The sequence below is a fragment of the Streptomyces sp. NPDC091281 genome (genome assembly GCF_044757425.1).
Lineage (GTDB): Bacteria > Actinomycetota > Actinomycetes > Streptomycetales > Streptomycetaceae > Streptomyces.
Genome location: NZ_JBIVUY010000002.1, coordinates 272,855 through 295,753 on the forward strand (window position 1 = coordinate 272,855; position 22,899 = coordinate 295,753).

Consider the following 22,899-nt stretch of genomic DNA (forward strand, 5'->3'; position numbering starts at 1 on the left):
CCGCAGTGCATCACCACAGCTCACGGCGTCGACTGTCACCGTCCAGTGACACAGAAGACATCGCGGCGAACGGCCCGCCCGGTAACCGCGCCGGACCTCACCGCACGTCGGCGGGGCCGATGCACCGGTCCGTCTGCCGGACGAGCGGCGCGACGGCCGCCGACAGGTCGAGCAGCGCGGCGTCCGTGGTCGCCAGCCCGGCCGCGAAGGTGACCTCGGTCGCCGGGCGCCGCCCGTAGGTGACGACCACCTTCCGGTCCCGGGTGGACTTCGCCAGGTCCATCACCCAGTCGACGCCGTCGGCCTCGAAGCACGGATCGACGGTTGGCGCGGGCACCTCGGCCCCGCACCGCAGCACGATGTCCCCGTCCCCCCACACGGCCACCCCGGGCAGGTCCACCTCGTCGCGCGCCCGGCCGCCCAGCTCCCGCGGCACCCGCTCGGTGATCCGCCCGCACCGCGGGTCCCCGGCGTCGGCGCCCGGCCGGACACCGCGCGCCGGATCGTCGGCGAGCACGACGCACAGCGCCCCGAGGGCGAGCAACGCGACGCCTCCCGCCGCCGACGTCGAACGCGTACCTAATGTCCTCATCCTCATGAGCCGCCTCCGGAAGGGGAGTTGAGACCGTGACCGACCTCGCGGAACGCTAGGCCACCCGCACGGGACACGGGCGCGGGGGTGCGACGATGATCGGCACGTACGACGCCGACAGCGGGGGGAGACCGGCGTGACGGTCACATGGCGCAGCGCGTTCCGTTACGGCCTGACGGTGGCCGTCCTGTCCTGGTCGGCCGGAACGGCGGTCGCTCTGGCCGCCGAGGCCCTGTCCGGCGGCTCGGGCCGGTGGGCCGCCACCTGGGCGCTCGACCCGTGGCAGATCGTGTGCGCGCCGGCCGCCACGGCGGCCCTGACGGTCGCGCGCAGACTCCTTCCCGCACTGCCCCGCTGGCGGGTCGTGGTCACCGACGCGGCCGTGTACCTGGCCGTCCTTCTGCTGACCGCGGTGCTGTCGGCCTGGACCGCGGGCGACGAGGCCCCCCTCGACACGGCGTTCGTCCTCGCGATCATCGCCCTGCTCACCCTCCAGCTTCCGTCGGCCTGGCTGCTCTCCCTGTGGCGCTCGGGGCACCTCGAAGTGGTCCTCGTGTCGCCATAATCGTTCCCATGGCGCATCAGCACAGCTCACAGCCCCGGCCGTCGGCGTCGTCCGCCGACCCGGACGACATCGCCGCGCTGCTCGCCCCGCGGCTGGCGTACTTCGCGGGGGTGGCCCGCACCGAGCACGTGACGCGGGCCGCGCGGGAGATGCAGGTGCCGCAGTCGACGCTGTCGCGGGCCATGGTCCGCCTCGAACAGGACCTGGGCGTCGACCTGTTCGCCCGCCGCGGCCGCACCGTCTCCCTCACGCCGGCGGGCCGTACGTTCCTCGCCTCCGTCGACCGGGCCCTCGCGGAGATCGAGCGGGCCGCCGACGAGGTGCGCGCCGACGCCGACGCCGCCACCGGGAAGGTCGCGTTCGGGTTCCTGCACACCATGGGCGCCGAGACGGTCCCCGGCCTCATCCACGCGTTCCGCGCCGACCATCCGCGCGTCCGGTTCAGCCTGGTCCAGAACTACGGCGAGGCCATGCTGGAGCGGCTGCGCGCGGGCGAGCTGGACCTCTGCCTCACCTCACCCGTCCCGGACGCCCCCGACCTGGTCTCCCGCCGCCTCGACGAGCAGAAGCTGCGCCTCGTCGTCCCCGCCGACCACCGGCTCGCCGCCCGCCGCCGGGTCCGCCTCGCGGAGGCCGCCGAGGAGGTGTTCGTGACGCTGGAGCCGGGCTACGGTCTGCGCCGCATCACCGACGACCTCTGCCAGGAGGCCGGGTTCCGGCCGCGCGTCGCCTTCGAGGGCGAGGAGGCGGAGACCCTCCGCGGCCTGGTCGCCGCCGGCCTCGGCGTCGCCCTCCTGCCCCCGCCCGCCGTCCCCCGCCCCGGCGTCGTCGAACTCACCGTCACCGCCCCCAGAGCAGCCCGCGAGATCGGCGTCGCCTGGCTCGACGGCCACCCCGACACACCCCCGGTAGCGGCCTTCAAAAAATTCCTCCTCTCCAAACGAGGCCACCTCCTCCCCACCTGACACCCCCTCAGGGGCGCGGGGAACCGCGCACAGCACGCGCCCCGAGGGCACACCTCAACTCGGTCTATAAAGAACCCCCTCCAGGGGCGCGGGGAACCGCGCACAGCACCCGTCCCGAGGGCACACCTCAACTCGCCCCAGAAGAAACCCCCTCCAGGGGCGCGAGGAACCGCGCACACCCCCCGTCCCGACGGCACAACCCAGCCCACCCCACCCCAGCCCACCGCCCAAAAACCTACCTCCGCAACGACTCCCCGAACCCGGAAGCCAACGGCATCCGCAACCCCAACGGCGGCGGAGCCGCAAACGCATCCCGCACCGGCCGCGAGAACCCCCTCCCGAACAACGCCCCCATCACGAAGTCCTCGCAGAGACACCGCACTTCGGCCCGATGCTGATGCAACCCGTGCCCGTCGGAGTGCACTTCGAACCGGCACACCTCCCGGTTCACCTTCTTCGCCCGCGCCGCCAGCCGCAGCGACAACTCGGGATCGGTCCGCTCGTCGTTCGTGCCGTGCACGATCAGCACCCGCCGCCCCACCAGCTGTTTCACCGGTTCGGGTGGCACCGCCACATCCTCCTCCGGCAGCCAGGGGGCCACCGCCAGCACGGAGTTGACGGCCTCGTGGCCCCCGGCCCGCAGCGCGGCCCGCCCGCCCATGTCGATCCCGACGAGGCACACGGGCACGTCCCCGTAGATCCGTACCGCCTCGTCCGCCGCCCACGCCGCGTCGGCCGCGAGATGGGCCTCGCCGCCGTTCCAGCCGCGGTAGCGGTACTGCACGGTGTGCACCGCCAGCCCGTCCTCCCGCCCCGCGCGGGCGAGTTGGCGTCCGAGGGCGCGGACCGGGGCCGTACCCCACAGGGCGGAGGGTCTGCGGACGGAGACCTCCTCGCCGCCGGGGAGCAGCAGCACCACCCCGCTCACCGTCTCCGGCCGCAGACCGACCGCCCTGCCCAGCCCGGCCGTCCGAAGCGCCGTCGCTCGCTGTCCCATGACAGAACAGTGTCAGAAGCGGCGGTGTACGCCATCCGTCCACGCGGTCACCGTTACGTATCGGCGGCGACCGGCGCCGAGCGATCTACGCGCGTAGGAGTTAGAGTGCGGAAATGACGAGCCAGAGCATCCAGAAGGGCGCCGTTCCCGGCCCGGAGCAGATCCGCCGGGCGCCCAAGGTTCTGCTGCACGACCATCTCGACGGCGGGCTGCGCCCCGGCACGATCGTCGACCTCGCCCGGGACTCCGGGTACTCCCGCCTCCCCGAGACCGACCCCGACAAGCTGGGCATCTGGTTCCGGGAGGCCGCCGACTCCGGCTCCCTAGAACGCTATCTGGAGACGTTCTCGCACACCGTCGGGGTGATGCAGACCCGCGACGCACTGGTGCGGGTCGCCCGTGAGTGCGCCGAGGACCTCGCCGAGGACGGCGTCGTCTACGCCGAGGTCCGCTACGCCCCTGAGCAGCACCTCGACGGCGGCCTCACCCTCGAAGAGGTCGTCGAGGCCGTCAACGAGGGCTTCCGCGAGGGCGAGCGGCTGGCCCGCGCCGACGGCCGCCGTATCCGGGTGGGCGCGCTCCTCACCGCCATGCGGCACGCCGCCCGCTCCCTGGAGATCGCCGAACTCGCCAACCGCTACCGCGACCTGGGTGTGGTCGGCTTCGACATCGCGGGCGCGGAGGCCGGGTTCCCGCCCACCCGCCACCTCGACGCCTTCGAGTACCTGAAGCGGGAGAACAACCACTTCACGATCCACGCCGGTGAGGCCTTCGGGCTGCCGTCCATCTGGCAGGCCCTCCAGTGGTGCGGCGCCGACCGGCTCGGCCACGGCGTGCGCATCATCGACGACATCGAGGTCGCCGGGGACGGCACGGTCACACTCGGCCGGCTCGCCTCCTACGTCCGCGACAAGCGGATCCCGTTGGAGCTGTGCCCCAGCTCCAACCTCCAGACCGGCGCCGCCGCCTCCTACGCCGAGCACCCGATCGGCCTGCTGCGGCGGCTGCACTTCCGGGCGACCGTCAACACCGACAACCGGCTGATGTCCGGCACCAGCATGAGCCGGGAATTCGAGCACCTTGTCGACGCATTCGGTTATACGCTCGACGATCTCCAGTGGTTCTCGGTCAATGCTATGAAGTCAGCATTCATTCCTTTCGATGAACGACTCGCCATGATCAATGACGTGATCAAGCCCGGATACGCCGAGCTGAAGTCCGCATGGCTGTTCCAGCAGACCGCCTCCACCAGCGGTTCTGTGCGCGAGGGCGGCTGACGGGCGGGTCGGTGCGGCCCTGGGATGCGGGCGGGTCTTCACGACCCGTCCGCATTTCGATGTTTGCGGCAGGCGGCATTCCGTGATTACGGTCATGGACCGCTCAGTCAGTCCCCACTGCCCCGTATTCGGAGACGCATTCATCATGAAGCAGTCTGCTGCCAAGACCCTCGGTGTCGCCGCGCTCGGTGCCGCCTTCGCCGCCGCCGGTGCGGCTGCCGCCAACGCCGCCCCGGCCGTCCCGGACGCCACCCAGGCCCTGGGCGGCGTCACCAAGGCGCTCCCGGCGGAGGGGCTCACCGAGTCGCTTCCGGCCGGTGCGGTGCTGAAGCAGGCGCAGCCGGCGCTCGGCGCCGGTCTGGAGGCCGTCGCGCCCGTCGCGCAGAACGCGCTCGCCCAGGGCCCGACCGCCCCCGTCGCGGGCCTCCTGGGTGGTCTGCCGCTCAAGGGCCTGCCCACCAAGGGCCTGCCGGTCAACGGGATTCCGCTCGGCTGAGCCACCCCGCACCCCCGCTCGGGGCGCGCCCGGACCACCGGACGCGCCCCGACGGCGTGTCTCCGCCGTGCGCCCGCCACGCCCACCGGGGGCGACGGGCCTCACCAGGCCGTCCGCGCCTTGTCCTCGGCGGGCAGGAAGATCCAGAGCCCTATGTAGAGCAGGAACTGCGGGCCCGGCAGCAGGCAGGACAGCAGGAAGATCACGCGCATCGTCGTGGCGGACGTGCCGAAACGGCGGGCCAGCGCGGCACAGACTCCGCCGATCACACGGCCCTGGGCGGGGCGGGCGAGGCTGCTGGACATCGGGTGCTCCTTCGTGGGCGTCGGTCCGGGAAGCGGCCTGGGCGGCCGTCCCGTCTGACCTCCACGCTACGAAGACGAAGCGGGCGAAACGTCGCTCTACGGGGCGATCCCGACCCTGGGAATCGTCGGGGTCCGACCCTGAGCCAACCCCTCCGGACCCACCCCCTCCGACCCTGACTCCCCGCGCGCCGCCGCCCGGTGCTCCCGGCGCGCGCCGAGCTGCCGCAGCCACGCCCTGGCAGCCGGGACCACCGCGACGTGGGCCAGCGCCACACCCGTGGTGTTCAGCAGCAGCGCGTCGATGTCGACCACGCGGCCGGGGACGCCCGTCTGGAGCAGTTCGATCGCCAGCGACAGCAGGGCGCCCGCCGTGACCGTACGGAGCAGGGAGGCGAGCGGGGAGACGTGCAGCCTGCCGTGCGCCAGCGGCAGCAGGACGCCCAGCGGGGCGAGCAGCGCCAGCGCCTCGCCGATCCGGCGGGCCGCCTCGGGCCAGCCCAGCTGGAGGTCGGCGCGGATACCGGCGAACGGCCGGAGGTTGGTGGGCATCACCCACGGCACGTCCAGCGGGCGCAGCGTCAGCCAGGCGACGAACAGGACATGTGCGACCAGGAGGACACTCCCGGTCGCACGGATGCGGTTCACGGCGCTGCCGCCGACGGAGCCTTGACGCTGCACGCCCCCCAAGACGCCTCACGCGGCAGCATCGGTTCCGGTCCGGAGGGCGAGGCGTACGTCACGTACGACGCACCCCTGCCCGGCGAACGCCCCGAACACCCCACCCCGGCACCCCCAGCCCGTCCGGCGTTTGAGGACGAGGCCCGTTGAGGGCCGACCGGGGGCACGCGTACCCACGGCACCCCGGAGTGCACCCGAGGAGGAGAATCCGGCCCACCCCCCGGAGGGCGTCTCAGTCCTTCGTCACCTCGGACGACGGCGGCTCCTTAGACCCCGGCCGCGAGCGCACCTCGTCCGTGCAGGCGTACCGCCGGGCCTCCTCCGACGGTGCCGGCCCGCCCAGGACGACCGACCCGTCGCCCTCCGCCGCCGCGGAGTCGGAGAACGTGCACACCAGCTGTGCCAGCGCGTACGAGGTCAGGTCCTCCGGGGACGCGCTCAGCCGCAGCGCGTCGTCGGGGTCGCCGGGCGCGGGCCCGCTCACCCGCATGCGGTGCACGTCGGTCGTGTACCCGGCCTCCTTCTCGGCGGAAGTCGGCGACTCCGCCAGCCCGTCCAGGAGGTTCTGCGCGACGAGGACCCGGCGGGTGCCGCCCGCGGTGCCCTCGGGGACCGGTACCGTCCGGTCGACCGCGACCAGGGACGAGCCGCACAGCAGGAAGACCCGTACCGGCGCGCCGCGTGCGGCCCGTGCCGTGGTGTCCTGGTCGGCGAGGGAGCAGCGCACCCGCGACGGCGCGGGACCGAAGTCGGTCGGCACCTCCGTCGCGCGGATGCCGCAGCCGCCGAGCAGCCCGGCCAGTACGGGCAGGGCGCCCAGCGCGAGCAGCCGCCGTACGGCCGTCCCGCGCGCGCGTGCGGCGCGCGCCGGGCCGCGGTCGGGTGTCATGACGCCCCCTCGTGGTCGTGCCCCGCGTCCTTCCCGGCCGCGACGGCGGGGCCGGTGGGTCCGGCCGTCCCGTCCCGCTCGGCCGGGTCCGGCGCCCCGTCCCGCGGCAGCCGCAGCGTGAACACCGCGCCGCCGTCGGGGGAGTTGGCGGCGGTGATCTCGCCGCCGTGGATGTGGGCGTTCTCCAGGGCGATGGAGAGGCCGAGGCCGCTGCCCTCGGAGCGGGGGCGGGAGGCGCTCGCCTTGTAGAAGCGGTCGAAGACGTGCGGCAGGACGTCCTCGGGGATGCCGGGGCCGTGGTCGCGGACCGCGATGACCACCTCGTCGGCCGACTCGCGCACCGACACCCGTACCGGCGATCCGCCGTGCTTGAGGGCGTTGCCGATCAGGTTGGCGAGGATCACGTCGAGGCGGCGCGGGTCGAGGCGGGCGTGGATGCCGCGGGGGGCGTCCAGGTCGACGGCGTCGAGCCAGGCCCGCGCGTCGATGCAGTGGGTGATCTGGTCGGAGACCTCGACGTCGTCGAGGACCAGCCGGGCCGTCCCGGCGTCGAAGCGGGTGACCTCCATCAGGTTCTCGACCAGGTCGTTCAGCCGCCGCGTCTCGGACACGACCAGCCGCACCGCCGGTTCGATCATGGGGTCGATGCCGCCCGCCTCCGCGTCGAGTTCCTCTTCGAGGATCTCGGTGACGGCGGTGATCGCGGTGAGCGGGGTGCGCAGTTCGTGGCTCATGTCGGCGACGAACCGGCGGGACGCCTCGTCGCGGGCCGCCATGTCCGACACCCGTTTCTCCAGCGCCTCCGCCGTCCGGTTGAACGTCCGTGACAGGTCGGCCAGTTCGTCGGTGCCGGACACCCGCAGCCGCGTGTCCAGCTTCCCCTCGCCGAGCCGCCGCGCGGCGACTCCGAGGCGGTGCACGGGCTTCAGCACGGTCGTGGCGGCGGCCTGCGCGAGCAGCGCGGCGCCGATCAGCGCGAGGCCGGTGGCGATCCCCAGCGACCAGGCCAGCGAGTTGAGGTCCTTCGCCTCCGGCTCCAGCGACTTGCGCATGTACCCGGTCGGACCGCCGCCGATCACCTTCGTCCCGGCCACCAGGTACGGCGTCCCGTGGTCCACCACGCGCTGCCAGTACAGGTGGTACGGCGACTTGTTGCCCGCGGAGGTGTCCTGCTGCTTGCCGACCGCGCGGCGCAGCGACTCGGGCACGTCGTCGAGCGAGAACCCGCTCAGGCCACCGGAGTTGCCGTACACGGTCCGCCCGGCGGCGTTCTCGGCGACCAGGAGCACGCTGAAGTGCTGGCTGCTGTTCGCCATCTGCCCGGCCGTGTGCTGGAGTTCGTCCTGCGACGGCTTCTCGGGCAGCGATCCGGCCCGGTTCTGCATCTCCTGCTCGAAGTCGCGCAGCACCGCGCCCTGGGTGCGCGTCAGCACGGCCTCGCGGTTGAGCCAGTACGCGATGCCGGACGCGGAGACCGCGGCGGTCAGCGCGACCAGCCCGAAGACCACGACCAGCCGCAGCCGCAGACTCGTCAGGCGCAGCCGTGACAGATGACCCCTGCGCACCGCGGACCAGCCGCGGCGCCCCCCGTGCGGTTCGGTCACTGAGGGCTGTCCAGGCGGTAGCCGACGCCGCGGACGGTACGGATCAGGGTGGGCGAGGACGGCACGTCCTCGACCTTGGCGCGCAGCCGCTGGACACAGGCGTCCACCAGCCGCGAGTCACCGAGGTAGTCGTGCTCCCACACCAGCCGCAGCAGCTGCTGCCGGGACAGCGCCTGGCCGGGGCGGCGGCTCAGTTCGAGCAGCAGCCGCAGCTCGGTCGGGGTGAGCTGGAGGTCCTCGCCGTTCTTCGTCACGGTCATCGCGGCCCGGTCGATGACCAGGCTGCCGAAGGACGCCGCGTCGTTCGACTCGCGTTCCCCGCGCCGCAGCACGGCCCGGATACGGGCGTCCAGCACCCGTCCCTGGACCGGTTTCACCACGTAGTCGTCGGCGCCGGACTCCAGTCCGACGACCACGTCGATGTCGTCGCTGCGCGCGGTGAGCAGGATGATCGGCAGCTGGTCGGTGCGCCGGATACGGCGGCACACCTCGAAGCCGTCGATTCCGGGCAGCATCACGTCCAGCACGATCAGATCCGGCCGCTGCTCGCGCAGGAGCTTCAGACCGTCCTCACCGCTCGCAGCGGTCGCCACGCGGTGCCCCTGGCGCGTCAGAGAGAGCTCCAGGGCCGTCCGGATGGCGTCGTCGTCCTCGATCAGCAACAGGGAAGGCACGGGCTCATTCTGGCCCATGGAGGCCCTGTCGTTCGACCTGTGGGGCGGCCCCGGCTGCCGGAGGGCCCCGCGCGCGCCGCCGAGGCCCCCGCCGGGAGCGGCCCGTGACGCCCCTGCGGCGACCCCCGTGAACAGCGCGCGGACCCGCGCCGACAGGCCCTGTGACAGCTCTGTGACAGTCGGCGGACACGGCGATGAAGTGGCGTCGGCAAGCTTCTCGGCACAGGCAAGGGAGCGGCGACAGCGGCCCCGGCCGTTCGAACAGCAGGACCGGCGGGACCGCACGATCAGCAGGACCAGTAAGACCAGCGGGACCAGCGGGACCAGTGAGACCAGCAGGACCAGAACGACACACCGGAAGTCCACGACGGGGGGCGCGAGATGAACACGCTGCACAGCTTGAACACCAGCGCAGTGGTCACGCGCCTGCACGACGTGCACCGGGGTGGTGAGAAGTCCGGTGCCGTGGGAGGGCGGGGGTGCTCCCGCGGCACCGGGCGTCAGCACACCGCGTACATGACGGTGGTTGACGCGCACACGGGGGAGTCCGCGCAGCCGGCCACGGCCGGGAGCGCGGTCGGGGGGGCCACGTACAGGGAGGGCTCGGGGGAGCGCAGCTCGCTGTCGGAGGCGGAGTTCACCGCCTACGTCCAGGAGCGCCGCGCCTCCCTGTACGCCACGGCCTACCACCTCACGGGGGACCGCTTCGAGGCCGAGGACCTGCTCCAGAGTGCGCTGTTCTCGACGTACCGGGCCTGGGAGCGGATCAGTGACAAGGCCGCGGTCGGCGGATACCTCCGCCGGACCATGACCAACCTGCACATCAGCGCGTGGCGCCGCCGCAAGCTGAACGAGTACCCGACCGAGGAGCTGCCGGAGACGGCCGGCGACACGGACGCGATGCGCGGCACCGAGCTGCGCACCGTCCTGTGGCAGGCGCTGGCCCGGCTGCCCGAACTCCAGCGGACGATGCTGGTCCTGCGCTACTACGAGGGCCGCACCGACCCGGAGATCGCGGAGATCCTCGACATCAGTGTCGGCACGGTCAAGTCGAGCATCTGGCGGTCGCTCCGCCGGCTGCGTGAGGACGAGGTCCTCAGCTTCGGCCGTGACGAGGAGAGCGCCTTCGGCGAGCTGGTCGCCTGAGGCGAACGGGGGGAACGAGGGAAGCACGGGGGAACGGGGGAAAGAGGGGGGCCGGCTCCGTTCAGGGAAGCCGGTGTTCGACGGGCGCGGTATCGGGGGGACCCGACGGGGGACGTAGGGGGAGCGGTACCGCGCTCGGCACCATCCGGGGGGATGGGAAACACGGGGAAAGCACGGGGGACAACGGGGGAAGCACGGGGGAAACGGGGGAGCACCGGGAGCGGGGCTGGAGGGCCGGGGGGTCCGTCCAGCCCCGCTCCTCTGCGTTCTCCGTGTTCTCTGCGTTTTCTGGGCTTTCTCGGTTCCCCGTGTTTCCCGGGTGGCCCGTGTTCCGCGCCGGGCTCAGGCCGCCGTACGCGAGGACGGTGCGCGGCGGCCCGCCGCGGCGGACGCCAGGCGGCCCATCGCCTCGTCCCGGTCGCACGCGTGGGCGCCCAACGCGGTCTGACGGGCCACGATCGAGCGCTCGGTGCGCATCAGGCGCCAGCCCCGCCGCAACAGGAACGGGACCGACTTACGGCCCTCGCGCAGATCGCGCAGGAAGCGGCGGCGGAACGTCTTCACCGGACCCCGGCTCAGACACAGCGCGTCGGCCAGGACCCCCACCTCACGGCAGCGGGTCACTATCTCCGCGGCGAAGATGCCCTCCGCGATGAACAGCGGGGTCCGCCCGAAGTCGACCGACTCGGCGCCGGTCCGCGCGCTCAACGACAGGTCGTAGACGGGAACGTCCGTACGACCCGTGCGGCACAGCTCCTCGATCGCCGCGACCGCCCTGTCCGCGTCCCACGATCCGGGATGGTCCCAGTCGATGTCCGAACTCCCCGCCACCTGCGGCAGCGTGGGGTCGTCGCCCTCCTTGTAGAAGTCGTCGAGCCGCAGCACCGGAAGGCCGGAGCGGGCCGCGAGAAGGGACTTGCCGGAGCCGGAGGGGCCGCAGAGCAGCACGACTCGCGCGGGAACGGGCGGATGGGGACTCACGGGACACCAGTCTGAGGCATCCACCCGGCCGGTTACGACCCCGCGGGTCGGCTTTGCAGCGCGCGTCACACCACAACTACCCTTCGTGTCGACCTGATTACCCGGTGCGGCAGAAAGTGGCAGCGACGATGGGCCGACACGGCACTCCTACTTCCCCCTCCCACCCGACGGGCCGCCGCGTGCTGGCCGCCCTCGCGACCGCCGGGGCGGCGCTGGGCGCGGGTGCCTCCGCCGCCGCGGCCGACACCGACCCGGTCGTCGACGTGATGCGCACCAGCCCCACCTCGGTCGGCCGGATCGACCCGCAGGCGGGCGTCCAGGGCGCGCTGGGCGCGCTGCCGTACGTCACGGGCGCGCTCTCCGACCTCAAGCCCAACCCGCTCGCGGGCACCGGCGTCGACCCGCTCGACAACGGCGTCGGCACCCAGCTCGCCGACTTCAAGCCGCTCACCTCGCAGATGCTCACCGGGCCGGTCGCGCAGGCGCAGTCCATCGGGTCGATCCCGGTGCTGGGCCAGGTGACCGGGCTGCTCGGCGGCGGGCAGGCATGAGAGCGCGGGGCCGCGCCCCCTCCGGAGGAGGGAGGGACGCGGCCCCGCGCGCCGGTGGCCGGGCCGGTCAGGGCCCGGCACGGCTCAGTACGCCGAGCCGGAGGCGCCCAGCGAACCCGTGGGGTGCCAGACCGTCTTGGTCTCCAGGAACGCCGTCAGGCGGTCCGTGCCGGGCGTCGCCGCCCAGTCGTCCACCGGACGGGGACGCAGCACGCGCTTGAGGTTGTCGGCCGCCGCGATCTCCAGCTCCTTCGCGAGCACCTCGTCGGCGCCCGCCAGGTCGATCGCGTTGACGTCCTGGTGCGCGGCGAGCGGCGCCGCGATCTCCGCCGTACGGCCCGACAGGACGTTGACCACGCCGCCGGGGACGTCGGAGGTGGCCAGCACCTCACCCAGGGAGAGCGCGGGCAGCGGGGCGCGCTCGCTCGCCACCACGATCGCGGTGTTGCCGGTGGCGATCACCGGGGCCAGCACCGAGACCAGGCCGAGGAACGACGACTCCTGCGGCGCGAGCACCGCGACCACACCGGTCGGCTCCGGCGACGACAGGTTGAAGTACGGGCCCGCCACCGGGTTGGCGCCGCCCACCACCTGGGCGATCTTGTCGGTCCAGCCCGCGTACCAGACCCAGCGGTCCACGGCCGCGTCGACCTGGGCCGCCGCCTTCGCCTTCGACAGGCCCTCGGCCGCCGCGACCTCCTGGACGAACTGGGCCCGGCGGCCCTCCAGCATCTCGGCCACCCGGTACAGCACCTGGCCCCGGTTGTACGCCGTCGCGCCGGACCAGCCGCCGAACGCCTTGCGGGCGGCGACGACCGCGTCACGGGCGTCCTTGCGGGAGGACTGCGGGGCGTTCGCCAGCCACGTGCCCTTGGAGTCCGTCACCTCGTACACCCGGCCGCTCTCGGAACGCGGGAACTTCCCGCCGACGTACAGCTTGTAGGTCTTGAAGACGCTCAGACGCTCGGGGGTGCGATCAGACATCGAGGTACGCCTCCAGGCCGTGGCGGCCGCCCTCGCGGCCGGAGCCCGACTCCTTGTACCCGCCGAACGGCGAGGTCGGGTCGAACTTGTTGAACGTGTTGGACCACACCACACCGGCCCGCAGCTTCCCCGCCACCGCGAGGATGCGGGAGCCCTTCTCGGACCAGACGCCCGCCGACAGGCCGTACGGCGTGTTGTTGGCCTTGGCGACCGCCTCGTCCGGGGTGCGGAAGGTGAGGACGGACAGCACCGGGCCGAAGATCTCGTCGCGGGCCACGGTGTGCGCCTGCGTCACGTTGGTGAAGAGGGTCGGCGCGAACCAGTAGCCACTTGTGGGGAGTTCGCAGGCCGGGGACCAGCGCTCGGCGCCCTCCGCCTCGCCCCGCTCCACCAGCGAGGTGATCCGGGCCAGCTGCTCGGCCGAGTTGATCGCGCCGATGTCGGTGTTCTTGTCCAGCGGGTCGCCCAGGCGCAGCGTGGACAGGCGGCGCTTGAGGGAGTCCAGCAGCTCGTCCTGGACCGACTCCTGCACCAGCAGCCGGGAGCCCGCGCAGCAGACCTGGCCCTGGTTGAAGAAGATGCCGTTCACGATGCCCTCGACGGCCTGGTCGATCGGGGCGTCGTCGAAGACGATGTTGGCGCCCTTGCCGCCCAGCTCCAGCGTGACCTTCTTGCGGGTGCCCGCGACGGTCCGCGCGATCTCCTTGCCGACGGCCGTGGAACCCGTGAACGCCACCTTGTCGACGTCCGGGTGCGCGACGAGCGCGGCGCCCGCGTCGCCGTAGCCGGGCAGGATGTTGACGACGCCCTTCGGCAGGCCCGCCTGGCGGCAGATGTCCGCGAAGAACAGCGCCGACAGCGGGGTCGTCTCGGCGGGCTTCAGGACCACCGTGTTGCCCGCGGCGAGCGCCGGGGCGATCTTCCACGCCAGCATCAGCAGCGGGAAGTTCCACGGGATGACCTGGCCCGCGACGCCCAGCGGGCGCGGGTCCGGGCCGAACCCGGCATGGTCCAGCTTGTCGGCCCAGCCCGCGTAGTAGAAGAAGTGCGCGGCGACCAGCGGCAGGTCCGCGTCGCGGGTCTCCTTGATCGGCTTGCCGTTGTCCAGGGTCTCCAGGACGGCCAGCTCGCGGGAGCGCTCCTGGACGATCCGGGCGATGCGGAACAGGTACTTCGCGCGCTCCGCGCCCGGCAGCGCGGACCACTTCCCGAACGCCCTGCGGGCCGCGGCGACCGCGCGGTCCACGTCCGCGGCGCCCGCGCGGGCGACCTCGGAGAGCACCTCCTCGGACGACGGGGAGACCGTCTTGAAGACCTTGCCGTCGGCCGCGTCGGTGAACTCGCCGTCGATGAACAGCCCGTAGGACGGGGCGATGTCGACGACCGAGCGGGACTCGGGGGCCGGGGCGTACTCGAACACAGAGGCCATGGTGATCAGTCCACCGTCACGTAGTCGGGGCCGGAGTAGCGGCCGGTGGCCAGCTTCTGACGCTGCATCAGCAGGTCGTTGAGCAGCGAGGAGGCGCCGAAGCGGAACCAGTGGTTGTCCAGCCAGTCCTCGCCCGCGGTCTCGTTGACCAGGACCAGGAACTTCACGGCGTCCTTCGTGGTGCGGATGCCGCCGGCGGGCTTCACACCGACCTGGACGCCGGTCTGGGCGCGGAAGTCGCGGACCGCCTCCAGCATGAGCAGGGTGTTCGCCGGGGTGGCGTTCACGGCGACCTTGCCCGTCGACGTCTTGATGAAGTCCGCGCCCGCGAGCATGCCGAGCCAGCTGGCCCGGCGGATGTTGTCGTACGTCGACAGCTCGCCCGTCTCGAAGATCACCTTCAGCCGGGCGGCGCTGCCGCAGGCCTCCTTCACGGCCACGATCTCGTCGTGGACCTTCAGGTACTTGCCCGCGAGGAACGCGCCGCGGTCGATGACCATGTCGATCTCGTCCGCGCCCGCGGCGACGGCGTCGCGGACGTCCGCGAGCTTCACGTCGAGGGCCGCGCGGCCCGCCGGGAACGCGGTGGCGACCGACGCCACCTTCACGCCGGAGCCCGCCACGGCCTCCTTCGCGGTGGCGACCATGTCCGGATACACGCAGACCGCGGCGGTCGTCGGGGTGTCCGGGTCCGTCGGGTCGGGGTGGACCGCCTTCGCGCCGAGCGCCCGGACCTTGCCGGGGGTGTCCGCGCCTTCCAGCGTCGTCAGGTCGACCATCGAGATGGCGAGGTCGATGGCGTACGCCTTCGCGGTCGTCTTGATCGAACGGGTGCCGAGGGAGGCGGCACGCGCCTCCAGCCCGACCGCGTCGACGCCGGGGAGGCCGTGCAGGAAGCGGCGGAGGGTGGTCTCGGAGGCGGTGACGTCGTCGAGGCCGAGGGGGCCTCCGGCGGTGGGACCTCCGGGGTGGGGGGCCCGGGGGGCGGGGGCGTTGTTGGACATGGTCACCAGACGAGCATATCTACGCGCGTAGCGGCTGTACAGCCCACGGGGTGGGGGGCTGGGGGGCTGGGGCGGTGTGGGGATGCGGTGAGTGGTGGGGTGCGGGTGCGTGGTGGCTGGTCGCGCAGTTCCCCGCGCCCCTGAGGCAACTCCGCCCGAGGGGGATTTCCCTGTGAGGCCGCTGACGATGACGTGCGCGGTTCCCCGCGCCCCTGTGTGTGCGGGGTGTTGCCGGAGACCCCCCGCAGGGGCGCGGGGAACCGCGCACCGTACTGCCACGGGCCTGGCCGGGGAATCCCGTTCACCCGGATTCGCCTCAGGGGCGCGGGGAACCGCGCACAGCGCTCCGACCGGCCTCGCTGGGGAATCCGCTCGGCGGGAGTCGTCCCAGGGGCGCGGGGAACTGCGCGACCAGCCCCCACTCGCCCGCGCCCGGAAGCGAACCCCTAGCCCGCGGCCAGCAGGATCAGCAGGACGACCGCTCCCGCCGCCGCGGGGCCCACGATCTCCCAGGCCCACCGCACGGTGACCTCACCCTGCGCCGCAGCCTCCTCGTGCCGCCGCTCCCACGTATCCCGCAGTTCGTCCATGACCTGGTCCGTGTCGGCCCGCGCAGGCCCCTCGGCCAGTCCCGTGCCGCCGTGCGACGAGAGGCCCCCGCCGAACCCGGCCGGGCCCCCGCCGAAGCCTCCGAGCCCGCGGCGCCGCCGCCCGTCCCGCCCCGCGGCCTTCTCCGCCGCCGCCCGGTCCTGCTGCCGGGCCGCCCGCTTGCGGGCCCGCAGGGACACGGGCACCGCCCAGAGCTGGATCTTCTTCCCCTCCTCGGTGACCGCCTCGTTGGAGTAGGCGGACCGCAGGGAGGCGACCTGCCCCCAGGGCAGGGCGACGATCCGGAACGGGTTGCGCACCCGCAGCCGGTCCTCGCCCGAGAACACGGCGGGCCGGAGTGTGAAGGCGGTGATCAGCGGGACGAGCAGGATGAGCAGCGCGAGCGCCAGCCAGGGTGTCCGGCCCTCGCCCGCGACGATCGCGTCGATGCCCAGCCAGCCGACCAGGGCGAGCAGCAGGACGCCGCCGACCATGCCCATGGGGGACCGGTAGATCCGGTCCTGTGTCTCGGGCGCGGTGGGCCGCGGCGCGGATGGCTGCTCGTGCGGGGTCGTCATGCTTCCGATTCTGCCCCACCCCTCCCGGGCGCGAGGTACCCGCCCGTCCGGGGCTGGTGGCGCGTCCGCCGACGGCGTCCCGGCTCCACGGGAATCCCGCGGCGCGTCCGCTCCGTACATATTCCCGGTTGTAAAGCCGTTCTTTATTTGGGGAGGAATGCGCCTGCCTGTTCCTGAAAGGTTGGCGGCCGCTTTCGGAGGGTGCTCGGGTGGCTACATCAACTAATTGAGTAACCCCTCTCACCTGGGTGTTCTCGCGGAAGATCGGTGTTTAGAGGGTCGAATAAATGGGCATTCGCAGAAATTCCCCACCCCTGGGAAACATTCATTCCGATGGGTATTACGGTGGGACTCATGACGGCTCACCCGGTCTTTCGGGTAGTTCGCCGTGTTCATTTCACGCTGTTCCCGCCGAAGGAGAAGCATGCCCAGAATCCGCAGGACCGCGCTGTCCCTGGCCCTCGCCGTGGTGACCCCGGCGCTCGCCGTCCTCCCGTCGGCCGCGTCCGCCCAGGCGGCCCCCGCGTCGTCGGGCGTCCGCTGCCAGGAGGTCCGGGTCCCGGTGGCCATGACCGAGGGAGGGACGGCCGACCAGACCGTCGCGGGCAGCCTGTGCACGCCGAGGAAGGGCCGCGCGACGACGGTCCAGGTCATGGTCCCCGGCGGGAACTACGACCGCCGCTACTGGACGATGGCCCCCGACTCCCGCACCCCCTCCTACGAGGAGTCGATGCAGCGCGCGGGCTACGCCACCCTCGTCCTCGACCGGCTCGGCACCGGCAGCAGCTCCCGCCCGGTCAGCACCCGCTACACCGGCGACACCCACAGCGAGAGCGTCCATCAGGTCCTGAAGCAGCTCAACGCCGGGAAGATCGCCCACCAGCGCTTCCCGCGCGTCGTCCTGGTCGGTCACTCGATGGGCTCCGGCACCTCCGCCAAGGTCGCCATCAAGCACCCGGAGGACATGGACGCGCTCGTCCTCACCGGCACTGCCTCCCAGCAGGGCGCCGAGGGCTCCGCGGGGCTGATGGAGACGGGCATCCACCGGGCCAACCAGGACCCGCGCTGGGCCGGGGCCGGGCTGGACGACGGCTACATCATCACCAAGCCCGGTGAGCGCGTGAAGTGGTTCTACTACCCGAAGACCATGGACCCGGCCACCCTCGCCGCCGACGAGGCCGCCGCCCAGCCCGACGCGATGCCGACGCCCGCCCTCTTCCCGAAGAAGGAGGAGTTCCGCAAGATCAAGGTGCCCACGCTCGTCGTCCTCGGCGACCACGACAAGATCGTCTGCGGCACGGGCGGCTCCGACTGCTCCAGCACCGCCGCCCTCCAGGCGCAGGAGAGCCGCAACTTCTCCAAGGCGGCGCACGTGAAGGCCGTCGTCATCGAGGACACCGGCCACTCGATCAACCAGCAGCTCACCGCGCCCGCCCTCTACACGGCGGTCAAGGTCTGGGACCGGCCCGCACAGCACCGCTGAGCGGACCGCCCGACCGCTCGGGCAGACCTTGACATGACGAGGTCCGGACGGCGATCCCCACCGTCCGGACCTCACGCGTTCCCCGCACCACGCGGCACCGCACCGCAAGGCGCCCGCCCCAAGGCACCGCCAGGCGTGCCGTGCGGCCCCGGCTCAGATGCCGGCCGCCGCCGCCAGGTCCCGCTTGACCGCCGCGAGCAGTTCGGCGCCGCGCGCGCGGGCCGCCGGGAGGGCGTCGTGCGAGGCGACCGGCACCACGACCTCCAGGTAGCACTTCAGCTTGGGCTCGGTGCCGCTGGGCCGGACGACGACCCGCGCCCCGTCGAGGGTGTAGCGCAGCCCGTCCGTCGGCGGCAGGGTGTCGGTGCCCCGCGTCAGGTCCTCGGCGCGGGTGATCGCCAGCCCGGCCAGCTCGGTCGGCGGCCGCTCGCGCAGCCGCTCCATCGCGCGCGCGATGACCGTGAGGTCCTCCACGCGCACCGACAGCTGGTCCGTGGCGTGCAGCCCGTGCTCCACGGCGAGGTCGTCCAGGAGGTCCAGCAGGGTCCGCCCGCGCTCCTTCAGCTCCGACGCCAGTTCGGTGATGAGCAGCGCGGCGGTGATGCCGTCCTTGTCGCGCACGCCCTCCGGGTCGACGCAGTAGCCGAGGGCCTCCTCGTAGCCGTAGCGCAGGCCGTCCGCGCGGGCGATCCACTTGAAGCCGGTCAGGGTCTCCACGAACGGCAGGCCCGCCTTCTCCGCGATCCTGCCGAGCAGCGAGGAGGAGACGATGGACTCGGCGAACGTGCCGCGCGCGCCCCGCGCCACCAGGTGCGCGCCGAGCAGCGCGCCCACCTCGTCGCCGCGCAGCATCCGCCACGCGTCGCCGTCCCGCACCGCCACCGCGCAGCGGTCGGCGTCGGGGTCGTTGGCGATGACGAGGTCCGGGCCGGTCTCGGTGGCCTTGGCGAAGGCCAGGTCCATCGCGCCGGGCTCCTCCGGGTTGGGGAAGGCGACCGTCGGGAACTCCGGGTCCGGCTCGGCCTGCTCGGCGACGAGCGCGGGCGCGGGGAACCCGGCGCGCGCGAACGCGGCCAGCAGGACGTCCTTGCCGACCCCGTGCATCGCCGTGTAGACGGTGCGGGCCGTGCGCGCGGAGCCCGCGGCGAGGACGGCGTCCGTACGGGCCAGATAGGCGTCCAGGACCGCGTCATCGAGGATCTCCCAGCCGCCGTCCGGCCGCGGTACGTCGGCCAGCGACCGTACGGCGTCGATCTCGGCGGCGATCTCCGCGTCCGCCGGGGGCACGATCTGCGAGCCGTCGCCCAGGTACACCTTGTAGCCGTTGTCGCGGGGCGGGTTGTGGCTGGCGGTGACCTCGACGCCCGCGACCGCGCCCAGATGCCGTATGGCGTAGGCGAGGACCGGGGTCGGCAGCGGGCGGGGCAGCACCGCGGCGCGCAGGCCCGCGCCGGTCATCACGGCGGCCGTGTCCCGCGCGAAGTCCGCCGACTTGTGGCGGGCGTCGTAGCCGATGACGACCAGGCCGCCGCTCCGCCCCTGCGCGCGCAGGTACGCGGCGAGGCCCGCGGCGGCGCGGATGACGACGGCGCGGTTCATGCGCATCGGGCCCGCGCCGAGTTCGCCGCGCAGGCCCGCGGTGCCGAACTGGAGGGTGCCGGCGAAGCGGTCCGCGATGTCCTCGACGGCCCCGGTGTCGAGGAGGCGGGCGAGTTCCTCGCGGGTGTCCGGGTCGGGGTCCTCGGCGAGCCAGGTGCGGGCGCGGGTGAGGAGGTCGTCCTCGGCGCGGTCGGTCGCGGTCACGGTGGGTCAGCCTCTCGGATCGTCGTGCGGAGTTCGCCCCCGCCGCCCTTTCCCTTCCCGATTCCGGGGGCTGCCGCCCCCGGACCCCCGCTTTCGGCCCTGGACGGGCCTCGGCCTCAAGCCCCGGAGGGGGACCCGCGGACGGGCTGAAGGGAGGGCGCGGCAAGGGGGGTTACAGGCGGCCCAGCACCTGGGCCAGGAGGGAGCCCATGCGGGTGGCGCTGTCGCGGCCCGCCTGGAGGACCTCCTCGTGGTTGAGGGGTTCGCCGGTCATGCCCGCGGCGAGGTTGGTCACCAGGGAGATGCCGAGCACCTCGGCGCCCGCCTCGCGCGCCGCGATGGCCTCCAGCACCGTCGACATGCCGACCAGGTCGGCGCCGATGACGCGCGCCATGCGGATCTCGGCGGGGGTCTCGTAGTGCGGGCCGGGGAACTGGGCGTAGACGCCCTCCTCCAGCGAGGGGTCGATCTCCTTGCACAGGGCGCGCAGGCGCGGCGAGTACAGGTCCGTGAGGTCCACGAAGTTCGCGCCGACGATCGGGGAGGCCGCCGTCAGGTTGATGTGGTCGCTGATCAGGACCGGCTGGCCGGGCCGCATGCCCTCGCGCAGGCCGCCGCAGCCGTTGGTCAGCACGATGGTCTTGCTGCCCGCCGCCACCGCCGTGCGCACGCCGTGCGCGACGGAGGCCACACCGCGGCCCTCGTAGTAGTGCGTGCGGCCCAGGAAGACCAGGGCGCGCTTGTCACCGATGCGGTACGAGCGGACCGTGCCGCCGTGGCCCTCGACCGCGGGCGGCGGGAAGCCGGGCAGCTCGGTGACCTGGAACTCGGCCTCGGGGGCGCCGAGGGCGTCCGCGGCCGGGGCCCAGCCGGAGCCCATCACGAGGGCGACGTCGTGGGTGTCGGCGCCGGTCAGTTCACGCAGGCGCGTCGCGGCCGCGTCGGCGGCGGCGTAGGGGTCGCCCTGGATGTCGTCCGGAAGAAGAGATGCGTTCACGCGAAGAGGGTAGCCCGGATTTGGCTACGCGCGTAGATGGCAAAGCGCACGGGAGGGCGATCGTTGTCTTGTCGTTTCCGACGGCCCTGCTCGCGCCGCGGTCCGCGCGGACGTGACAAAAGTGACAGGGGCCCTCAGCAGGGACGTTTGCGCAGCTCCATCACGTAGTCGTGCGGGGCGCCCGCCGACTCCGCCGCGTCCGCGATCTCCCCGAGGTACCGGGCGGAGGGCAGCCCGCCCTCGTAGCCGTCGAGGACGTACGCCCAGCCCTGCTCCTCGCCGTCCAGGGTGTGCACCCGCACCCGCATCCGGCGGTAGATCCCGAGGCCGACGCCCTCCCAGCGGTCCAGGGACTCCTCGTCCATGGGCGCCACGTCGTACAGCGCGACGAAGACCTGCGACAGCGGGTCCTCGACGACCGTCGCCAGCGCGCCCTCCCAGCCCAGCTGCTCGCCCCCGAACGTCAGCCGCCACCCGTTCATCCAGCCGGTGGCGCGCAGCGGCGAGTGGGGGGCGCGGCGGGTCATCAGCCGCGCGTCGAGGTTGCCGGCGTACGCGGCGTAGAGCGACATGGGGACGAGGGTACGGCAGCCCGTGGCCGGTTCCCTTCCGCCGCCGGACGCCCCTCCCGCACCTGTCGTACCGGCCCTCGGCCCCCCGGGGCGGTACCACCGGCCCGCGTACGGGACAATGGAGTACGTGACTCGGATCGTGATCATCGGTGGCGGACCCGGCGGATACGAAGCGGCGCTGGTCGCGGCGCAGCTCGGCGCGGAGGTGACCGTCGTCGACTGCGACGGTCTGGGCGGGGCGTCGGTGCTCACCGACTGCGTGCCGTCGAAGACCCTGATCGCCACGGCCGAGGTGATGACCACCTTCGACTCCTCCTACGAGGAGCTGGGCATCATCGTCGCCGACGACACCCCGCCGCTGGAGCGCGCCGCCCGCGTGGTCGGCGTCGACCTCGACAAGGTCAACCGCCGGGTGAAGCGGCTCGCGCTCGCCCAGTCCCACGACATCACCGCCTCCGTCACCCGCGCCGGGGCCCGTGTGCTGCGCGGCCGGGGCCGGCTCAAGGGCATGCAGGCCCTCGACGGCTCCCGCCAGGTGATCGTCACCGCCGCCGACGGCACCGAGGAGACCCTCACCGCCGACGCCGTCCTCCTCGCCACCGGCGGCCACCCCCGCGAGCTGCCCGACGCCGCGCCCGACGGCGAGCGCATCCTCAACTGGACCCAGGTCTACGACCTGCGCGAGCTGCCCGAGGAACTGATCGTGGTCGGCTCCGGCGTCACCGGCGCCGAGTTCGCGGGCGCCTACCAGGCCCTCGGCTCCCGCGTCACCCTCGTCTCCTCCCGCGACCGGGTGCTGCCCGGCGAGGACCCCGACGCCGCCGCCGTCCTGGAGGACGTCTTCCGCCGCCGCGGCATGAACGTCATGGCCCGCTCGCGCGCCGAGTCCGCCAAGCGGGTCGGCGACCGGGTCGAGGTGACCCTCTCCGACGGCCGGGTCATCACCGGCTCGCACTGTCTGATGGCCGTCGGCGCCATCCCCAACAGCGAGGGCCTCGGCCTGGAGGAGGCGGGCGTCCGGGTCCGCGACTCCGGGCACATCTGGACCGACAAGGTCTCCCGCACCACCGCCCCCGGGGTCTACGCCGCCGGAGACGTCACCGGTGTCTTCGCGCTCGCCTCGGTCGCCGCCATGCAGGGCCGCATCGCCATGTACCACTTCCTCGGCGACGCGGTGGCCCCGCTCGACCTCAAGACCGTCTCGTCCAACGTCTTCACCGACCCCGAGATCGCCACCGTCGGCTACAGCCAGGCCGACGTGGACGCGGGGAAGATCGACGCGCGCGCGGTGAAGCTGCCGCTGCTGCGCAACCCGCGCGCCAAGATGCAGGGCATCCGGGACGGCTTCGTCAAGATCTTCTGCCGCCCCGGCACCGGGATCGTCGTCGGCGGGGTCGTCGTCGCGCCGCGCGCCTCGGAACTCATCCACCCCATCTCGATCGCCGTCGACAACAATCTGACGGTCGAACAGATCGCGAACGCCTTCACCGTGTACCCCTCTCTTTCGGGGTCGATCGCGGAGGTGGCACGGCAGTTGCACACGAGGAAGTCGGGCGCGGAGGGATAGGGCGCCAGGCGGCCGGAACCAACTCTCCGCTGGTCACAGGCGGTTGCGGCCCGTGCGCCTGGCATACCCGAACGGCCTGGGCACGTATACCACTTCCACAGGTGCCATGCGAACAACTTCTGCTATTCAAGGCAAAGAGCTGAAAGCAGACGGTCGTCCGCGTTACTGTCAGTT

General features: G+C 72.9%; 23 protein-coding genes. 8 read left to right on the forward strand and 15 right to left on the reverse strand.

The genetic code is table 11. From position 1 onward, the window contains the following. Window positions 1-97 precede the first annotated feature (97 nt). Complete coding sequence (locus tag ACIQPQ_RS05725; protein ID WP_401300135.1) at window positions 98-598, reverse strand: DUF3515 family protein; 501 nt, start codon at window positions 596-598, stop codon at window positions 98-100. A 130-nt stretch (window positions 599-728) separates the two neighbouring features. Between ACIQPQ_RS05725 and ACIQPQ_RS05730 the strand changes: the two genes are divergently transcribed. Together ACIQPQ_RS05730 and ACIQPQ_RS05735 are read left to right on the forward strand one after the other, a co-directional pair. Continuing rightward, window positions 729-1,157, forward strand: coding sequence for a hypothetical protein (locus tag ACIQPQ_RS05730; protein ID WP_401300138.1), 429 nt, complete (start codon window positions 729-731; stop codon window positions 1,155-1,157). 8 nt (window positions 1,158-1,165) lie between these two features. Beyond that, window positions 1,166-2,122, forward strand: coding sequence for a LysR substrate-binding domain-containing protein (locus ACIQPQ_RS05735; RefSeq protein WP_383770484.1), 957 nt, complete (start codon window positions 1,166-1,168; stop codon window positions 2,120-2,122). Window positions 2,123-2,357: 235 nt separating this feature from the next. Here ACIQPQ_RS05735 and ACIQPQ_RS05740 read toward each other — a convergent pair whose 3' ends face one another. Continuing rightward, on the reverse strand, window positions 2,358-3,119 hold the full coding sequence (locus ACIQPQ_RS05740) for an alpha/beta hydrolase (protein ID WP_401300141.1): 762 nt from the start codon (window positions 3,117-3,119) through the stop codon (window positions 2,358-2,360). Window positions 3,120-3,232: 113 nt separating this feature from the next. Between ACIQPQ_RS05740 and ACIQPQ_RS05745 the strand changes: the two genes are divergently transcribed. Continuing rightward, the gene (locus ACIQPQ_RS05745; protein WP_401300143.1) at window positions 3,233-4,396 is read left to right on the forward strand and encodes an adenosine deaminase; all 1,164 of its coding nucleotides are present in this window, start codon (window positions 3,233-3,235) and stop codon (window positions 4,394-4,396) included. A 145-nt stretch (window positions 4,397-4,541) separates the two neighbouring features. Next, window positions 4,542-4,892 carry an ATP-binding protein gene (locus tag ACIQPQ_RS05750; protein WP_401300146.1) on the forward strand — a complete coding sequence of 117 codons (351 nt, stop codon included), beginning with the start codon at window positions 4,542-4,544 and terminating at the stop codon, window positions 4,890-4,892. 101 nt (window positions 4,893-4,993) lie between these two features. On the opposite strand, the gene ACIQPQ_RS05755 is transcribed toward ACIQPQ_RS05750, so the two are convergent. The 5 genes from ACIQPQ_RS05755 to afsQ1 all read right to left on the reverse strand — a co-directional run bounded on the left by ACIQPQ_RS05755 (window position 4,994) and on the right by afsQ1 (window position 9,042). Then, entirely contained in the window at window positions 4,994-5,197 is a 204-nt protein-coding gene (locus tag ACIQPQ_RS05755) for a PspC domain-containing protein (RefSeq protein ID WP_383770472.1), read from the reverse strand. 96 nt (window positions 5,198-5,293) lie between these two features. Then, window positions 5,294-5,875, reverse strand: a complete 582-nt coding sequence (locus ACIQPQ_RS05760) for a VanZ family protein (RefSeq protein WP_401300148.1) — start codon at window positions 5,873-5,875, stop codon at window positions 5,294-5,296. 232 nt (window positions 5,876-6,107) lie between these two features. Further along, window positions 6,108-6,764 carry a hypothetical protein gene (locus ACIQPQ_RS05765; protein WP_401300150.1) on the reverse strand — a complete coding sequence of 219 codons (657 nt, stop codon included), beginning with the start codon at window positions 6,762-6,764 and terminating at the stop codon, window positions 6,108-6,110. Further along, on the reverse strand, window positions 6,761-8,368 hold the full coding sequence (locus ACIQPQ_RS05770) for a sensor histidine kinase (RefSeq protein ID WP_401300153.1): 1,608 nt from the start codon (window positions 8,366-8,368) through the stop codon (window positions 6,761-6,763). The genes ACIQPQ_RS05765 and ACIQPQ_RS05770 overlap by 4 nt, the downstream gene beginning before the upstream one ends. Then, window positions 8,365-9,042 carry a two-component system response regulator AfsQ1 gene (gene afsQ1, locus ACIQPQ_RS05775; RefSeq protein ID WP_383770461.1) on the reverse strand — a complete coding sequence of 226 codons (678 nt, stop codon included), beginning with the start codon at window positions 9,040-9,042 and terminating at the stop codon, window positions 8,365-8,367. Before afsQ1 ends, ACIQPQ_RS05770 begins: the two co-directional genes overlap by 4 nt. A gap of 381 nt (window positions 9,043-9,423) precedes the next feature. On the opposite strand from afsQ1, the gene ACIQPQ_RS05780 reads away from it, so the two are divergent. Beyond that, window positions 9,424-10,188 (forward strand): SigE family RNA polymerase sigma factor, encoded by a 765-nt coding sequence (locus ACIQPQ_RS05780; protein WP_401300155.1) that lies wholly within the window; start codon window positions 9,424-9,426, stop codon window positions 10,186-10,188. Window positions 10,189-10,530: 342 nt separating this feature from the next. On the opposite strand, the gene ACIQPQ_RS05785 is transcribed toward ACIQPQ_RS05780, so the two are convergent. Continuing rightward, a complete protein-coding gene (locus ACIQPQ_RS05785; RefSeq protein ID WP_401300158.1) occupies window positions 10,531-11,238 on the reverse strand; it encodes a uridine kinase in 708 nt (235 codons plus the stop codon). Between the two features lie 59 nt (window positions 11,239-11,297). Here ACIQPQ_RS05785 and ACIQPQ_RS05790 point away from each other — a divergent pair, with 59 nt between their 5' ends. Beyond that, the gene (locus tag ACIQPQ_RS05790; protein ID WP_383770452.1) at window positions 11,298-11,720 is read left to right on the forward strand and encodes a hypothetical protein; all 423 of its coding nucleotides are present in this window, start codon (window positions 11,298-11,300) and stop codon (window positions 11,718-11,720) included. A gap of 84 nt (window positions 11,721-11,804) precedes the next feature. On the opposite strand, the gene ACIQPQ_RS05795 is transcribed toward ACIQPQ_RS05790, so the two are convergent. The 4 genes from ACIQPQ_RS05795 to ACIQPQ_RS05810 all read right to left on the reverse strand — a co-directional run bounded on the left by ACIQPQ_RS05795 (window position 11,805) and on the right by ACIQPQ_RS05810 (window position 16,303). After that, window positions 11,805-12,704, reverse strand: coding sequence for an aldehyde dehydrogenase family protein (locus ACIQPQ_RS05795; protein WP_383770449.1), 900 nt, complete (start codon window positions 12,702-12,704; stop codon window positions 11,805-11,807). Next, the gene (locus tag ACIQPQ_RS05800; RefSeq protein ID WP_401300164.1) at window positions 12,697-14,133 is read right to left on the reverse strand and encodes an aldehyde dehydrogenase family protein; all 1,437 of its coding nucleotides are present in this window, start codon (window positions 14,131-14,133) and stop codon (window positions 12,697-12,699) included. Before ACIQPQ_RS05800 ends, ACIQPQ_RS05795 begins: the two co-directional genes overlap by 8 nt. 5 nt (window positions 14,134-14,138) lie before the next feature. Then, entirely contained in the window at window positions 14,139-15,137 is a 999-nt protein-coding gene (deoC, locus tag ACIQPQ_RS05805; RefSeq protein ID WP_383770738.1) for a deoxyribose-phosphate aldolase, read from the reverse strand. Between the two features lie 446 nt (window positions 15,138-15,583). Beyond that, a complete protein-coding gene (locus tag ACIQPQ_RS05810; RefSeq protein ID WP_401300167.1) occupies window positions 15,584-16,303 on the reverse strand; it encodes a PH domain-containing protein in 720 nt (239 codons plus the stop codon). A gap of 424 nt (window positions 16,304-16,727) precedes the next feature. On the opposite strand from ACIQPQ_RS05810, the gene ACIQPQ_RS05815 reads away from it, so the two are divergent. Continuing rightward, window positions 16,728-17,786, forward strand: coding sequence for an alpha/beta fold hydrolase (locus ACIQPQ_RS05815; protein ID WP_401300170.1), 1,059 nt, complete (start codon window positions 16,728-16,730; stop codon window positions 17,784-17,786). A 153-nt stretch (window positions 17,787-17,939) separates the two neighbouring features. Here ACIQPQ_RS05815 and ACIQPQ_RS05820 read toward each other — a convergent pair whose 3' ends face one another. From ACIQPQ_RS05820 to ACIQPQ_RS05830, 3 genes are all read right to left on the reverse strand, one after another. Next, window positions 17,940-19,589, reverse strand: coding sequence for a phospho-sugar mutase (locus tag ACIQPQ_RS05820; RefSeq protein ID WP_401300172.1), 1,650 nt, complete (start codon window positions 19,587-19,589; stop codon window positions 17,940-17,942). A gap of 172 nt (window positions 19,590-19,761) precedes the next feature. Beyond that, complete coding sequence (locus ACIQPQ_RS05825; RefSeq protein WP_383770438.1) at window positions 19,762-20,586, reverse strand: purine-nucleoside phosphorylase; 825 nt, start codon at window positions 20,584-20,586, stop codon at window positions 19,762-19,764. A gap of 134 nt (window positions 20,587-20,720) precedes the next feature. Continuing rightward, the gene (locus tag ACIQPQ_RS05830; protein ID WP_383770435.1) at window positions 20,721-21,158 is read right to left on the reverse strand and encodes a gamma-glutamylcyclotransferase; all 438 of its coding nucleotides are present in this window, start codon (window positions 21,156-21,158) and stop codon (window positions 20,721-20,723) included. Window positions 21,159-21,276: 118 nt separating this feature from the next. On the opposite strand from ACIQPQ_RS05830, the gene ACIQPQ_RS05835 reads away from it, so the two are divergent. Continuing rightward, the gene (locus ACIQPQ_RS05835; RefSeq protein WP_401300177.1) at window positions 21,277-22,725 is read left to right on the forward strand and encodes an NAD(P)H-quinone dehydrogenase; all 1,449 of its coding nucleotides are present in this window, start codon (window positions 21,277-21,279) and stop codon (window positions 22,723-22,725) included. Window positions 22,726-22,899 lie beyond the last annotated feature (174 nt).